Raw genomic sequence first — 13,568 nt, forward strand, 5'->3', positions numbered from 1 at the left:
AGTGACTGACGAGTAACAGGTTCGTCAGATAACGGTTCGGACCTGTCTAGGATGGCGCCATGACTGCCGATCGACTCGTTGATCTCGCCCCGCTGCACGCCGACGTCGACACTCTCGCTGCGGAGTACGCCAAGGCGGCGCCGTTTCCGCATGTGGTGATCGACGACGTGCTGACGCCGGAGGCGTTCGCCGGGGCGGTCGCCGAGTTCCCGGCGATCGGCGACGAGTTCTGGAAGGGCTTCATCCACGTCAACGAGACGAAGTACTCCAACACCGAGCCCGACAGCTGGGGCCCGACACTGCAGGGGATCGCGCGCGAGTTCACCTCGCCCGAGTTCGTCGCCTTCCTGGAGCGGCTGACCGGGATCGAGGGGCTGCTCCCGGACTGGAGCATGGACGGCGGAGGCCTGCACCAGACCCTGCGCGACGGGCACCTCAACATCCATGCCGACTTCACCACCCACCACGTGCGCCAGAACTGGGTGCGGCGGGTGAACATCCTGCTCTACCTCAACGAGGAGTGGCGTGACGAGTGGGGCGGCAAGCTCGAGCTGTGGGACGCCGAGATGACGGCCTGCCAGGACCGGGTCACCCCCGGGCCCAACCGGATGCTGGTCTTCACCACCTCGCCGGACAGCTTCCACGGCCACCCGGACGGGCTGACCTGTCCTCCCGACGTCGCCCGGCGCTCGATGGCGCTGTACTACTTCACCGAGTCCGACGAGGCGGTCCGGGTCTCCACGAACTATCGCGCGCGGCCCCAGGACGGCCTGAAGCGGTACGCGATCGGAGCCGACCGGATGGCGCTCGACCTCTACGACAGGCTCAAGCGCCGGCTCAACCTCTCCGACGCTTCGGTGCACCGGGCGCTCGAGAAGATCTCCAGGCTCCGCCGACCGAAGAGCTGAGGGCGGGCACCAGGCCGTCGTCGAGGCGCCGCCAGCCGGGCCGCGCCAACAGCGTGCTCACCTTCCGGTCGATCAGCCGATCGCTGAGCCAGCAGATCCCGACGACCACGAGCAGCGCCACGGCGGTGCGCGCCTGCCAGCTCCAGTCGCCGGCATGGCGCACCATGAACTTGATGACCGGCACGTGCCAGATGTAGAGCGCCAGCGAGTTGCGTCCGAGCCAGACCAGGCCGGGCAGGGCCAGGAGCGAGCGTCGGGGCTGGTCCGTGGAGAGGACCAGGGCGAAGAGGAACAGCGCGGCGTTCACCTGGAGCAGGGTGCCCGGCAGGCTCAGGTAGGCGGCGTTGTCGTCGCACCAGACGATCAGGGGCACGAACGCGACCCCGGTGCCGATCCGCAGCCCACGGGTGTGCCCGCGCAGCTGGCCGGCCAGCGGGATCAGACTTGCGGCGAGCATCCCGATCACGAAGGCATCCATCCGCACGGTGGTGCGCAACAGAGCCAGCAGGTGGTCCTCGCGATCGGCGATGTAGGTGCGCCACCAGGCCAGCACCAGCCAGATGCCGGCCAGCGCGGCCGGCAGCCCGAGCGGTCGCCGTCGCAGCATCCAGGCCAGCAGGGACATCAGCACGAAGGCCTGCATGTCGACCGAGAGGTACCACAGGTGCCCGAGGTCGTCACGGACGTCGAGGATCGAGTCGTGGATGAACCAGTTCCAGGTGTAGGTGAGCACCCGCACCAGGTTGCGCCGGTTGGTGTCCTGGGAGTAGTCGTCGGTGGGGTCGATCGAGGCGATCAGCAGGATCACCGCCATCATCACCCAGACCGCGGGCGCCACCCGGAGCACGCGGCGCAGGAAGGTCACCCCCGGGCGCATCCCCTCCAACGAGCCGCCGCGGGCCAGGGCCCGGTAGGTGAGGAAGCCCGAGGCGACCAGGAAGATGGTGACCGCGCTGTTGCCGCTCTTGAACCACGGCTTGAGCCACGGGTTGGTGAAGATCTCGTCGAGGGGCCACTGCAGCATCCAGCCGTGGGAGAGCACCACCAGGATGATCGCGATGCCGCGAAGGCCGTCGAGAGGCGCGAGCCGGTTTGATGACTTCTCGGTAACGTCTGGCGCCATGGCGGCACTCTAACCGCGATCCTGCTGGTACATTCCGGTCACTGTCTTGGTTACTGGGGAGGAAACCGTGCGTAAAGGTCTTGTATCCGGGTTGATCGGAGTCGGCGCGTTTCTCGTCGTGATCGCGATCCTCTCGCTCACGTATTGGCCGGGGCAGCTGCTGCGCACCCCGCTCGACGTGGACACCACGACCCGGCTCGAGGGCACCGCCCTGATCAGCGGTGAGGAGTCCCCGATCAAGGCCACCAACATCACCCGGGTCGACTCGGAGAAGTCCGATGACGACGTCGTGGTCTTCCGCAACTCCACCTGCGTGGTGCGCAACATCGGCGACGTCGCCGACTGCGTCTCCCAGGACGACCCGGAGAACCGCCTGGTGACGGCGTCCGAGGGTGGCTTCGCCGCCGACCGGCGCACCGGCATGGCGGTGAACAAGTCCAAGTACGTCTCGGCGGACGCCGGCGAGCTGGAGGGCCTGGTCAACAAGTTCCCGTTCGAGACGGAGAAGAAGGACTACCCGTACTGGGAGGACACCACCGAGCAGGCGGTCGACGCGGTCTACCAGAAGTCGGTGACGATCCGCGGTCTGGAGACCTACCTCTTCACCGTCGACGTCGAGCCCACCCCGGTGGAGATCGCCGCGGGCGTGGACGGCCTCTACTCCACCACCAAGGAGCTCTACGTCGAGCCGCTGACCGGCTCGATCATCCGTCAGGTGGAGCAGCAGGTCCGCACCACGACCGAGGGTGAGCCGGTGGCCGAGATCAACCTCGACTTCACCGACGCACAGGTCAAGGCCAACGTCGACGACGCCAACTCGAACCGTCGTCTGCTCAACCTGGCGCTCAAGGTCGTCCCCCTGGTGGGCCTGATCGCGGGCATCCCGATCCTGCTGGCCGGCTTCGTGCTCCTGGTGCTGGGACGCCGCGGCCAGGGTGCGTCGAACGATGCCTCGCCGAAGCGCGCCGACGAGCACGTCTGATCCGTCGTTGCAACGGCGCCGCCTGGCGGTGCTCGGTGCGGCCACCGTGCTGGTGGTCGCCGGGCACAGCTACCTGGTGGCGCCGTTCTTCGATTTCTCCCGCCTGGGCTGGGCCGAGCTCCTGGTCCGGGGCGGGAGCATCGGGGTGGTGGCGATCCTGGCCGCGCTCGGCTCCGCCACCGTGGCGGCGCTGCACCGGACGCGCCGTGCGCAGCTGCGGCGGCTGGCCGCGCTGGCGGTCGGCCTCTGGGTCGCGAGTGCGGCGGCCGTCGCCGTGGTCGCGGCCTCACGAGCCCTGGACCCGACCGACGAGAGGGCACCGCTGAGTGGCGAGAGCCTGGTGCGGATCGCGACGTTCAGCTGGAACTCCTACGTCGCGAACAACCCGCTGGCGGTCGCCCCCGAGCTCTCGGGGCTGTGGGTCCTCAGCGTGGCGATGCAGCTGGTGGGGCTGGTCACGCTGCTCACCGTCGTCCTCGCCGGTCGGCCGTGGGAGATCGGCGCGCTCCTCGCCGCCGGGGCGGTGGCCAGCACCGGGTGGGCCTGGCATCTGGGCGAGAGTGAGGGCGGCTTCGTCACCACGCTCGACACGGTCGCGGCCGGCTCGGCGGTGCTCTGGGGCGGCTGTGGGACGCTCCTTGCCGGTGGGCTCCGCGCCCCGAGGCCGCGCGCCTCGCTGGCCGTGACCGGGGCGCTGGGCCTCCTGGTCTGCGTCGTCGTGGTCGGCGAGCTTCCGGTGGCGGCGGCCTGGTCGGGGCTGAACGCGGTGGCGGCGCTCTGCGTGGGCCTGACCGTCGGCGCGGCGAGGCCGCTCGGCAACGGCGTGGCCCGGGCGGCCGAGACCAGCCTCGGCGTGATCGGGCGCCGCTGGCACCTGGTCGTCGCACTCAGCGCGCCGGTGCTCAGCCTCGCCGGCCGGCATCTGCCCACCGCGGATCCGGCCACCTTCGCCCTCGCCTGGATCGCCCTCGCGGCGGTGGCGATCGGCGTGCCCGACGTGCTCGGGCCGATCACCGCGGACGCCGTCGACGCGCGCCGCGCACGCAGGCGCAGAGCCGCGGCGTCAGCGGCAGGTCACCACGATGAGCTCATCCAGGCAGGGGAGAGGACACCATGACCGAGACGACACAGCATCTGCACGACGAGGCACAGGTGCGGTGGTTCGCGGACGCCTTCGAGGCGATGACCGCCAACGTCGAGCGAGCCGTGCTCGGCAAGCGGCACGTGGTGCGGCTGGCGCTGACCTGCCTGGTCACCCAGGGGCACCTGCTGCTCGAGGACCTGCCCGGGACCGGCAAGACGATGCTTGCCCGGGCGTTGGCGAACACCATCGAGGGGTCGCATTCGCGGATCCAGTTCACCCCCGACCTGCTGCCCTCCGACGTCACCGGCGTCACCGTCTACGACCAGCACAAGGGCACCTTCGAGTTCCACCGCGGGCCGATCTTCCACCACCTGGTGCTGGCCGACGAGATCAACCGCGCCTCGCCGAAGACGCAGGCGGCGTTGCTGGAGGTGATGGAGGAGGGCCAGGTCACCGTGGACGGCGTCACCCACCCGGTGCCGGCCCCGTTCATGGTGATCGCCACCCAGAACCCGGTGGAGCAGGCCGGCACCTACCGACTGCCGGAGGCCCAGCTGGACCGGTTCCTGATGAAGACCGCGATCGGCCACCCGGGTGCTGAGGCGATGGAGGAGCTGTTGCTCTCCTCCGCCGTGCGCGACCGCAGCGCAGCGCTGTCGCCGGTGGCGACCGGTGCCGAGGTGCTCGCGATGAGCGAGCTGGCCGGGCAGGTGCGCGTGGACCGGGCGGTGGCCGGGTACGTGCGTCGACTCGCTGAGCAGTCCCATGACCTGCCGCACGTCCGGCTCGGGCTCTCGGCGCGCGGTGGGCTCGCGCTGATCCGGGTGGCGAAGACCTGGGCCCTGACCCAGGGCCGCGGCTACGTGGTGCCCCAGGACATCGTCGACCTCGCGGTGCCGGTGCTCAGCCATCGCCTGCTCCTCGACGCCCATGCCCAGTTCGCCGACATCACCGTCGACGCGGTGATCGAGCAACTGCTCGCCGCGGTGCAGCCCCCGAGCCTCGGGGCGCTCGGGAGCGCGTGATGCTGTCCTGGCGGCACCGGATCACCCCTGCCGGTCGGGCGGTGCTGGGCGTCAGCCTGGTGGCACTGGTGGGAGCGCGGCTGACCGGACTGGCCGAGCTCGGCTTCATCGCGGTGGCCGGGCTCGCGCTCTTCGCGTTCGCGGTGCTCGTGGTCAGCCTGCCCGCGCGGGTCGAGGCCCGGGTGCTGCTCCGTCCGGCGGTGACCGTGGTCGGCCGCGCCGCGAAGGTGGAGGTCCGGCTGCGGCACCGCAGCGGAGCGCCGCTGCTGCTGCCGGTCCTCGACCTGGGGCAGCGGCGCCGCTCCGCCCCGGTGCCGTGGCTGGCGCGTGGTGGCGAGATCGTGCGCCGGGTGGAGGTGGCGGCACAGCGCCGCGGGGTGCACGTGCTGGGGCCGATCCGCCTGCTGCGCGCGGACCCGCTCGGCCTGGTCCGCCGTCCGCGGACCGTCCATCAGCCGGTCGAGCTCTACGTGCACCCGGTGACGGTGCCGTTGCGGCTGCTCGGGCTGGGCAGCGTGCGTGACCTGGAGGGCGTGCCGAGCTCGGAGATCTCGATGAGCGACCTCTCCTTCCATGCCCTGCGGGAGTACGTGCCGGGCGACGATCTTCGCCACGTGCACTGGCGCTCCTCGGCGAAGGCCGACACGCTGTTGGTCCGCCAGTACCACGACACCCGCCGGAGCCGGTCGGTGATCGTGCTCGACTCCGCCGCGGCCTCCTTCGCCGACGCCGACGAGTTCGAGCTCGCCGTCTCGGTGGCGGCGTCGCTCGGCGTCCAGGCGGCGCGTGCGGACCAGGACGTGCTGTTCCTGTGCGGGCCGGAGCGTCTGGTCGGCGTCGGTGAGCCGGCGATCCTCGACGCGTGCACCCGGATCGAGACCGGGCCGCAGCCGCTGACCGCGCTGGCGGTGAGCGACCCGGAGCTGGTCGCCGAGGTGGCCTCCCTGGTCGTGGTCACCGGCTCCCGGGCCGAGCCGCGGGAGCTCGCCGGACTGGCCGCCGGTCTTGAGGCGGGCGTGGAGATCCTGGCGCTGCGGTGCGCGCCGGGTGCCCAGGCGGCGTTGGAGGTCAGCGGTGCGCTGCGGGTGCTCACGGTGCCCGGGCTCTCCGGGCTGGAGGCCTCCCTCGCCGAGACGGTCGCCCGGTGACGACCGAGGCACCGGTGCCCGGCGCCGTCCCCAGCCGTGCGGTCGACCTCGCCGCGGCGGCGCTGCTCGCCGCGCTCGCACTGGCCACCCTGCGCAGCACCTTCGCCGACAACGGCTGGTGGGTGGTCGGCGGCCTGGGGATCGCGGCCGGCGTCGGGATCGCTGCCGCGACCCGCTCCTGGCAGTGGCCGGGCTGGGCGGGCGGACTGATCCTGGCCGGGGTCTACTTCGGCTTCGCGACCCCCCTGGTCTCCTCGGGGTCGGGGGCCGAGCTGTTGATCCCGGACCGGAGCGCGGTGGGCAACGTGCTGCGTGGCACCTTCTCGTCCTGGGGCGAGCTCGCCGCGACCCTGCCCCTGGTCGACAGCGATGGGATCGTGCTGCTGGTGCCGCTGATCCTCGGGCTGCTGGGTGCCGGCGTGCCGGCCCTGCTGGCGGTGCACACCCAGCGGCCCGGCCTCCCGATGATCATCTCCGGCCTGGCCTGGACGCTGGCTCTGATCTCGGGCCGCGCCGACGACGGCGTCCACCTGCTCGAAGGGGCCTGCTTCGCGGTGATCGGGCTGGGCTGGATCGCCCTGCGGGGCGCCCGGCGCACCGGCGAGGACCAGACCCGCGAGCCCATGTTGGATGCGGTCCGGCTGGTGATGGTCGCGCTGGCCGTCCTGCTGGCCGTGGGCTCGATGCAGGTGCTGGTGGCCGAGCAGCAACGCGTCCTGTGGCGCGACAGCTTCGCCGAGGGGCTCGACACCAGCAACATCGCCATGCCGCTGGCCGGGTTCCGCCGCTACACCCGGCAACCGGCCGGGTACGTCGACAACGTCTACGACGAGCGGCTGCTGACGGTGCGCGGCGGGCGTGGGCTGCGGCTCCGGTTCGCGGTGCTCGACCACTACGACGGGCGGGAGTGGCGGGCCGAGGCCGATCCCTCGCCGGGCGACTCCCAGAACCGGTACCTGCGGGTCGGCGCCACCTTGGACAACCCGTCGTCGGGCCCCGCGGTCGAGGTGAGCGTCAAGGTGCACGATGCGTGGCGGGGCAACTGGGTCCCGACCGCCGGGGCGTTGCAGAGCATCGAGTTCGACTGGCCCGGCGAGCGCAACCGCCGGCCCGAGCTCCGCTACAACCAGGCGACGTCGGCCGCGCTGCTCACCTCCCGGCTCAACGGGGGAGACGACTACGAGTTCACCGCGCGGCTCCCTGACGACACGCTGAGCGCCGACCTGCAGCCCTCGACCGAGCCGATCGACGCGCAGGTCTGGGAGCAGGCCGCCTTCCTCGACGAGCTCGCCCAGGGATGGCTGGCGTCGGCGCCCTCGCCAATGGCGGCCCTGCTGGACGCCGCGGCGGCGCTCAAGCAGCGCGGCCGCTACAGCGACGGCGCGTTCGGGTGGGAGACCCGGTTCGCTCCGGGCCATGACCAGCGGCGGCTCGACGCCGGGTTCGTCCGGGCGCGGCAGATGGTGGGCAACGACGAGCAGTACGCAGCGCTGGTGGCGCTGTTGGCCAACCGGATGCGGATCCCCGCCCGCGTGGTGGTCGGGGCCGTGGTCCCGCGGGGTCGGGTGGTCGCGGGCAGCGACGTGTCGGCGTGGGTCGAGGTCCAGGTCGCCGACGGCAGCTGGCGCACGCTGGAGACCAGCGTCTTCATGGGACGGCGTCCGCCCGAGGAGGACGTGTCGGCCAAGCCCCGCCGTCAGCGCACCCTCGCCCCGCCGGCCCCGCGGGTGCCCACCGAGGCGGAGCGCGCGGCGGAGCAGCAGCTGGCCGAGGCGATCGAGCGGCAGCAGCGCGAGCAGGAGCGCGCAGACACTCTGCGCCCGCGGCGCTGGTTGCTGCTGGCGGTGCTGCTCGGGCTGCTCGTGGTGGCGGTGCCGGCCGCCAAGGGCGTGCGGCGCAACCGGCGCCGCACCCGGGGCACCCCGGAGCAGCGGATCGCCGGCGGTTGGCGCGAGCTCGTCGACCAGACCGGCGACCTGGGACGACCCATCGCGCCGGGGCCCCGCCCGCAGCAGGCCGAGGCGTTGCTGGGGGCCGGCCGGCTGGCCAGGATCGCGGACGCGCACACCTTCGGGGGTCGCCGGCCCAGCGACGCCGAGGTGGTCGCCTTCTGGGACGAGGTCCGCGCGGTTGCGGCGCAGCAGCGTGCTGCGGTGCCGTGGCACCGTCGGCTGCTGGCCCGGTTCCGGCCGCGATCCTTCCTGGGCTGAGCTCAGGAGAGCAGCCTCGCCACGAAGATCGCCGTGCCCGGGGTGAGCAGTCCGCGGGTGCGCGACCAGCCGCCCCACACCCGGTCGTGGTCGGCCGGCCACTCCGGCTCCACGAACCGGACCAACGCCATGTCGACGCTGCTGAGCAGGTCCACCCAGTCACCGATGGTGCGGTGGTGCTCGACGTAGCTCACCTGGGCGGTGGCGTCGTCGACCTCCACATAGGGGGTGCGGTCCCAGTAGGACTGGCTGGCCACCAGGCCCGGCTCGCCCGGGTCGTCGGGGAACATCCAGCGCGTGGGGTGGGTGACCGAGAAGGCGAAGCGGCCACCGTGGCGCAGCACCCGGGCCACCTCGCCGAGCAGCACCTCGCCGTCGGCGACGAACTGCAGCGCCCCGAAGGACGAGAAGACGACGTCGAAGCTGCGGTCGGCGAAGGGGAGCGCGGTCGCGGTCGCGCAGACCGACGGGACCAGCACCCCGGTCGCCTCGTCGATGCGGCGCGAGTGCTGCAGCTGACGGTAGGAGAGGTCGAGGCCGATCCCGCGCCCGCCCTGGGCGCAGACCCAACGCGAGCACTGGCCGGCTCCGCTGCCGATCTCCAGGACGTCGCGATCACGCACGTCGCCGAGGATCCGCAAGGAGGCCTCGGTGGTGCCCTCGGGCCCCCAGACGAAGCCGACGTCGCCGAGGAAGGCGCCGTGGGTGGCTTGGTACTCGTCGGCGTAGCGATCCCAGTCGGCCTGATTGGCCCGCCGCGACTCGGTCTCGTCGGCCGGCCGCCGTTCCGCGCTGACAGGTGGGTGCACGAACGCTTGCTGTTCCACGAGCAGTCATTCTACGGCGCGGTGACGCCGAAGGGGCGCCGGGGAAGCTCCCCGGCGCCCCCTGGGCTGGTGTGGCTGCGGCCGATCAGAAGCGGAGCGAGATCCGCTTCATGCCGCGGGTGGCGCGCACGTCCTTCAGACCGCCGCGGCTCGGGTCGTAGCCCTTCTTGACCTCGGCGCCGTCGTTCATGCCGGCCCGGTCGGTGTCCCAATGGGTCGGGTCACTCTTGCGCTTGCCGTTCTTCACGTTCTTGCGACCGGTGCGCTCGTCGTTGTCGGCCAGCTTGTCGCCGTCGGTGTCCTTCCGGGTCGGGTCGGAGTGCACCTTGCCGATCTTGTAGGAGCCCTTCTTCTTCAGCACCTTCTGGTTGATGAAGTAGCCCGAGCGCTCGACGCCGTCGATGATGCCGTCGTCGTCGGTGTCCTTGTCGCGCGGGTTGGTGAAGACCTTGCCGATCGCCTTCGGCTTGGCGCCCTTGCGGGTCACCTTCTGGGTCATCGTGAAGCCCTTCACCTCCAGCCCGTCGGCGATGTGGTCGCCGTCGGTGTCGCTGTCGGTGGGGTCGGTCTTCGCGTTGCCGAAGCGGACGTTGGCCGCGCCGCTGATCTCCTGGCCGTCCTTGAGGCCGTCACCGTCGGTGTCCGGGTTCAGCGGGTCGGTCGTCCGGTTGCCGAAGGCGCTGTTCGCCGATCCGGTGACCTCGGCGCCGTCGTTCACGCCGTCGCCGTCGGTGTCGGGCTTGGTCGGGTCGGTGCCCAGCGTCGCCTCCTGGCTGTCGCTCAGGCCGTCGTTGTCGGCGTCCGGGTCGGTGCCGATGTCGTCGGAGCCGTCGAGCGGGTCGGTGCCGTTGGTGATCTCGGCGCCGTCGTTGATGCCACCGTCGTCGGTGTCCGCCTTGAGTGGGTTCGTGCCGTGGGTGTTGACCTCGGCTCCGTCGCTGAGGCCGTCGCCGTCGGTGTCGACCTTGGTCGGGTCGGTGCCGAGCGTGGACTCCTCGGCGTCGGTGAGGCCGTCGCCGTCGGTGTCGGCCGGCGTCGCGACGTCATCGGAGGCGTCGAGCGGGTCGGTGCCGTTGTTCAGCTCGGCGCCGTCGTTGACGCCACCCTCGTCGGTGTCCGCCTTGGTCGGGTCGGTGCCGTGGGTGTTGACCTCGGCTCCGTCGGTGAGGCCGTCGCCGTCGGTGTCGGGCTTGGTCGGGTCGGTGCCGTGGGTGGCCTCCTCGGCGTCGGTGAGGCCGTCGCCATCGGTGTCCGTGGCAGGCGGGAGGTCGTCGGCCGGGTTCAGCGGGTCGGTGCCGGCCGCCAGCTCGACGCCGTCGTTGACGCCACCCTCGTCGGTGTCCGCCTTGGTCGGGTCGGTGCCGTGGGTGTTCACCTCGTCGCCGTCGGTGATCCCGTCGCCGTCCGTGTCGGGCTTGGTCGGGTCGGTGCCGTGGGTGGCCTCCTCGGCGTCGGTGAGACCGTCGCCATCGGCGTCGTTGACCGGCGCGACGTCGTCGGCCGGGTTCAGCGGGTCGGTGCCCGCGCCCACCTCGGCGCCGTCCTTCACACCGCCGTTGTCGGTGTCGGCCTTGGTCGGGTCGGTGAGGTGGTGGTCGACCTCGTCGCCGTCGGTGAGACCGTCGCCGTCGGTGTCCGGGTTCGCCGGGTCGGTGCCGTGGGCGGCCTCCTCGGCGTCGGTGAGACCGTCGCCATCGCCGTCGGTGTTGGCCGGCACGTCATCGGCCGGGTTGAGCGGGTCGGTGCCGTTGTTGAGCTCCGCGCCGTCGGCCACGCCGCCCTCGTCGGTGTCCGCCTTCAGCGGGTCGGTGCCGTGGGTGTTGACCTCGGCCCCGTCGGTGAGGCCGTCGCCGTCGGTGTCGGGCTTGGTCGGGTCGGTGCCGAGGGTGGCCTCCTGGGCGTCGGTGAGGCCGTCGCCGTCGGTGTCGGCCGGTGCCGGGACGTCGTCGGAGCCGTCGAGCGGGTCGGTGCCGTTGGTGATCTCGGCACCGTCGTTGACGCCACCCCCGTCGGTGTCCGCCTTGGTCGGGTCGGTGCCGTGGGTGTTGACCTCGGCCCCGTCGGTGAGACCGTCGCCATCGGTGTCCGCCTTGTTGGGGTCGGTGCCGGCGGTGATCTCGGCGCCGTCGCCCAGGCCGTCGCCGTCGGTGTCGCCCAGCGTCGGGTGGGTCGGCTCGTTGTCGTAGTCGTCGTTCTCGGAGCCGGTGACCTCTTCGCCGTTGCTCAGACCGTCGCCGTCCGCGTCCTCGTCGAAGTCGTTGGTGCCGTCACCGTCGGTGTCTGCCTTGTTCGGGTCGGTGCCGGTGAGGGTGACCTCCTGGCCGTCGGTCAGGCCGTCGCCGTCGGTGTCGGCGACGATCGGGTTGGTCGGCTCGTTGCCGTACGCGTCGTTCTCGGAGCCGGAGACCTCTTCGAGATTGGTCAGGCCGTCGCCGTCGGCGTCCTCGTCGGCGTCGCCGGTGCCGTCACCGTCGGTGTCGGGGTTGTTCGGGTCGGTGCCGATCACGACTTCCTGCTCGTCGGTCAGCCCGTCCCCGTCGGAGTCCACGCTGCCGCACTCCACGCCGCCGGCCGGAGCCGAGGCGGTGGCGCTCATCGGCGCCAGGGCCAGGTGGACGTCGGCCAGGTCGTTGAGCGGGCCGAGCGGGACGATCGGCAGCAGGTCGAGGTCGACCTTGATGTCGAGCAGTGCGTCCAGGCTCGCCGAGGCGGTGGTGCCCGAGGAGGTGTCGGTCGGGTTCAGCAGGCTGATCTCGATGCCGGCCGAGGCCAGCCCCAGCACGTTCAGTGCCGGGAGGGTGATCTTGCCGCCGGGGGCGTTGTTGAGGATCTGCGCCGGCTGACCGGCAACGACGACCTCGACGGTCGGGTTGTTGAAGGTGACCTCGCCCGGGTTCACGCCGTCGGAGGTGGCGGTGGTGACCACGTCGTCGGTGACGTGGATGCCCACGCCCTGGGTGCCGAGGATGTCGAAGAGCCGGATGTCGCCGAGCTCGGTGGTGGTCCGGGTGACCACGGAGGAGTGGCCGTCGCCGTCGGCGTCGTCGAGGAAGGTCTCGGTGGTGGTCTTGGAGGCGTCGACCTTGGCGACGGTGACCGAGGAGATCCCGACGTTGACGTCGGCGACCGCCAGCGAGGCGAGGTCGCTGCTGTTCTTCGACAGCAGCCGGATGCCGTCGTCGTCCGCGTCGGTGACGCAGGACGGGCCGCCCGTGGCGGTGGTCTCCCAGTTCGACTCGGAGTAGCCGTTGGCGACGCCGAGCGAGAGCACGGGCGCCAGCGGGACGGCCGGCGAGGTGAACTCGTCGGTCTCGCTGGCCGGGGCCGCGGTGCTGATCTCGGTCGGGTTGATCGGGAAGCCGGCGACGGCGGCCTCGAGGTTCTTGCTCTCGCCGGTCACGTTGTCGCTGGTCGCGGTGCTGTCCACCGCGCTCTGGGTGTGGCCGACCCCGATGTTGGCCAGATCGAAGGTGAGCAGCTTGGCGTCGACGACGGCGAGGTCGGCGTGCCCGGCGGCGGTGTACTCGGCCGGCAGGGGCGCGGCCGTGGCCGGCGCTTGCACGCTGGCCAAGGTCAGGACGGCTGCCACGGACAGGCTGGCTGTGCCTGCTGCGACTCTTCGGATGCGCATGGAACTCTCCCTGGTTCGCGGTGCGGAACGGATGGGGAGAGTGCCTGTGGTGCTGACCGGTCCGTACCCACATTTGGTGACCGGTCACGTCGTCCCCCCGCCTAGGAAACGACGATGTGACGGAATCGTGACGGCCGTTTGTCCCCCAAATTGGGTACAAGCCGTAAATCCGGCGCTGGGCGCGGCGGAGACGAGGGGAGTGCGAGGGGGTGACCCGGTTGGACGCGGCAACTCCACCCCGCGTAGTCTCTACTGTGCGCCAGAAGTCTGCCTGCGTCCCAGACGGAGTGGACTCTCGCTCGCTATCGCCCGCGGTGGTTCGCTCCCGCGCCTTCGATGGTAGTGAAACGGGACTTGTGGCGTGCCCGTACGACCTCTATCCATCCAAGGAATCATTTCCCTTATGACCAGCATCTCCGCTCTTCCGGACTACGACGCGCCCCAGGTTGCGATCAACGACATCGGGTCCGAAGAGGACTTCCTCGCCGCGATCGACGCGACGATCAAGTACTTCAACGACGGCGACATCGTCGACGGCACCATCGTCAAGGTGGACCGCGACGAGGTCCTGCTCGACATCGGCTACAAGACCGAGGGTGTCATCCCCTCCCGCGAGCTCTCCATCAAGCA

Annotated in this window: 10 protein-coding genes; 7 read left to right on the forward strand and 3 right to left on the reverse strand. The window is 71.3% G+C overall.

Annotated elements, in window-relative coordinates; genetic code table 11:
- Positions 1-59 precede the first annotated feature (59 nt).
- Entirely contained in the window at positions 60-908 is an 849-nt protein-coding gene (locus tag ABD151_RS05540; RefSeq protein WP_343992134.1) for a 2OG-Fe(II) oxygenase, read from the forward strand.
- Here the strand turns inward: ABD151_RS05540 and ABD151_RS05545 are convergent.
- Complete coding sequence (locus ABD151_RS05545) at positions 838-2,031, reverse strand: acyltransferase family protein (protein WP_343992136.1); 1,194 nt, start codon at positions 2,029-2,031, stop codon at positions 838-840. The two genes, ABD151_RS05540 and ABD151_RS05545, sit on opposite strands and share 71 nt — an antisense overlap.
- Positions 2,032-2,098: 67 nt before the next feature.
- Here ABD151_RS05545 and pgfA point away from each other — a divergent pair, with 67 nt between their 5' ends.
- The 5 genes from pgfA to ABD151_RS05570 are packed head-to-tail and all read left to right on the forward strand — an operon-like array spanning position 2,099 to position 8,480.
- Entirely contained in the window at positions 2,099-3,013 is a 915-nt protein-coding gene (gene pgfA, locus ABD151_RS05550; RefSeq protein ID WP_343992138.1) for a cell envelope lipid trafficking protein PgfA, read from the forward strand.
- A gap of 7 nt (positions 3,014-3,020) precedes the next feature.
- A complete protein-coding gene (locus ABD151_RS05555; RefSeq protein ID WP_343992140.1) occupies positions 3,021-4,130 on the forward strand; it encodes a hypothetical protein in 1,110 nt (369 codons plus the stop codon).
- Positions 4,127-5,122 carry an AAA family ATPase gene (locus ABD151_RS05560; protein WP_343992142.1) on the forward strand — a complete coding sequence of 332 codons (996 nt, stop codon included), beginning with the start codon at positions 4,127-4,129 and terminating at the stop codon, positions 5,120-5,122. Before ABD151_RS05555 ends, ABD151_RS05560 begins: the two co-directional genes overlap by 4 nt.
- Positions 5,122-6,270: a DUF58 domain-containing protein gene (locus tag ABD151_RS05565; RefSeq protein WP_343992144.1), complete on the forward strand. Its 1,149-nt coding sequence runs from the start codon at positions 5,122-5,124 to the stop codon at positions 6,268-6,270. Before ABD151_RS05560 ends, ABD151_RS05565 begins: the two co-directional genes overlap by 1 nt.
- Positions 6,267-8,480 carry a transglutaminase TgpA family protein gene (locus tag ABD151_RS05570; RefSeq protein WP_343992146.1) on the forward strand — a complete coding sequence of 738 codons (2,214 nt, stop codon included), beginning with the start codon at positions 6,267-6,269 and terminating at the stop codon, positions 8,478-8,480. Before ABD151_RS05565 ends, ABD151_RS05570 begins: the two co-directional genes overlap by 4 nt.
- Before the next feature lie 2 nt (positions 8,481-8,482).
- Here the strand turns inward: ABD151_RS05570 and ABD151_RS05575 are convergent, their stop codons facing one another.
- Together ABD151_RS05575 and ABD151_RS05580 are read right to left on the reverse strand one after the other, a co-directional pair.
- Positions 8,483-9,307 (reverse strand): class I SAM-dependent methyltransferase, encoded by an 825-nt coding sequence (locus ABD151_RS05575; RefSeq protein ID WP_343992148.1) that lies wholly within the window; start codon positions 9,305-9,307, stop codon positions 8,483-8,485.
- Positions 9,308-9,392: 85 nt separating this feature from the next.
- On the reverse strand, positions 9,393-12,938 hold the full coding sequence (locus ABD151_RS05580; RefSeq protein WP_343992150.1) for a binary toxin-like calcium binding domain-containing protein: 3,546 nt from the start codon (positions 12,936-12,938) through the stop codon (positions 9,393-9,395).
- A 403-nt stretch (positions 12,939-13,341) separates the two neighbouring features.
- On the opposite strand from ABD151_RS05580, the gene ABD151_RS05585 reads away from it, so the two are divergent.
- Positions 13,342-13,568: S1 RNA-binding domain-containing protein (locus ABD151_RS05585; RefSeq protein ID WP_425571855.1), on the forward strand; the 227-nt coding region annotated here is incomplete at its 3' end.

The sequence above is a fragment of the Nocardioides dubius genome, from assembly GCF_039528155.1.
Taxonomy (GTDB): Bacteria; Actinomycetota; Actinomycetes; order Propionibacteriales; family Nocardioidaceae; genus Nocardioides; species Nocardioides dubius.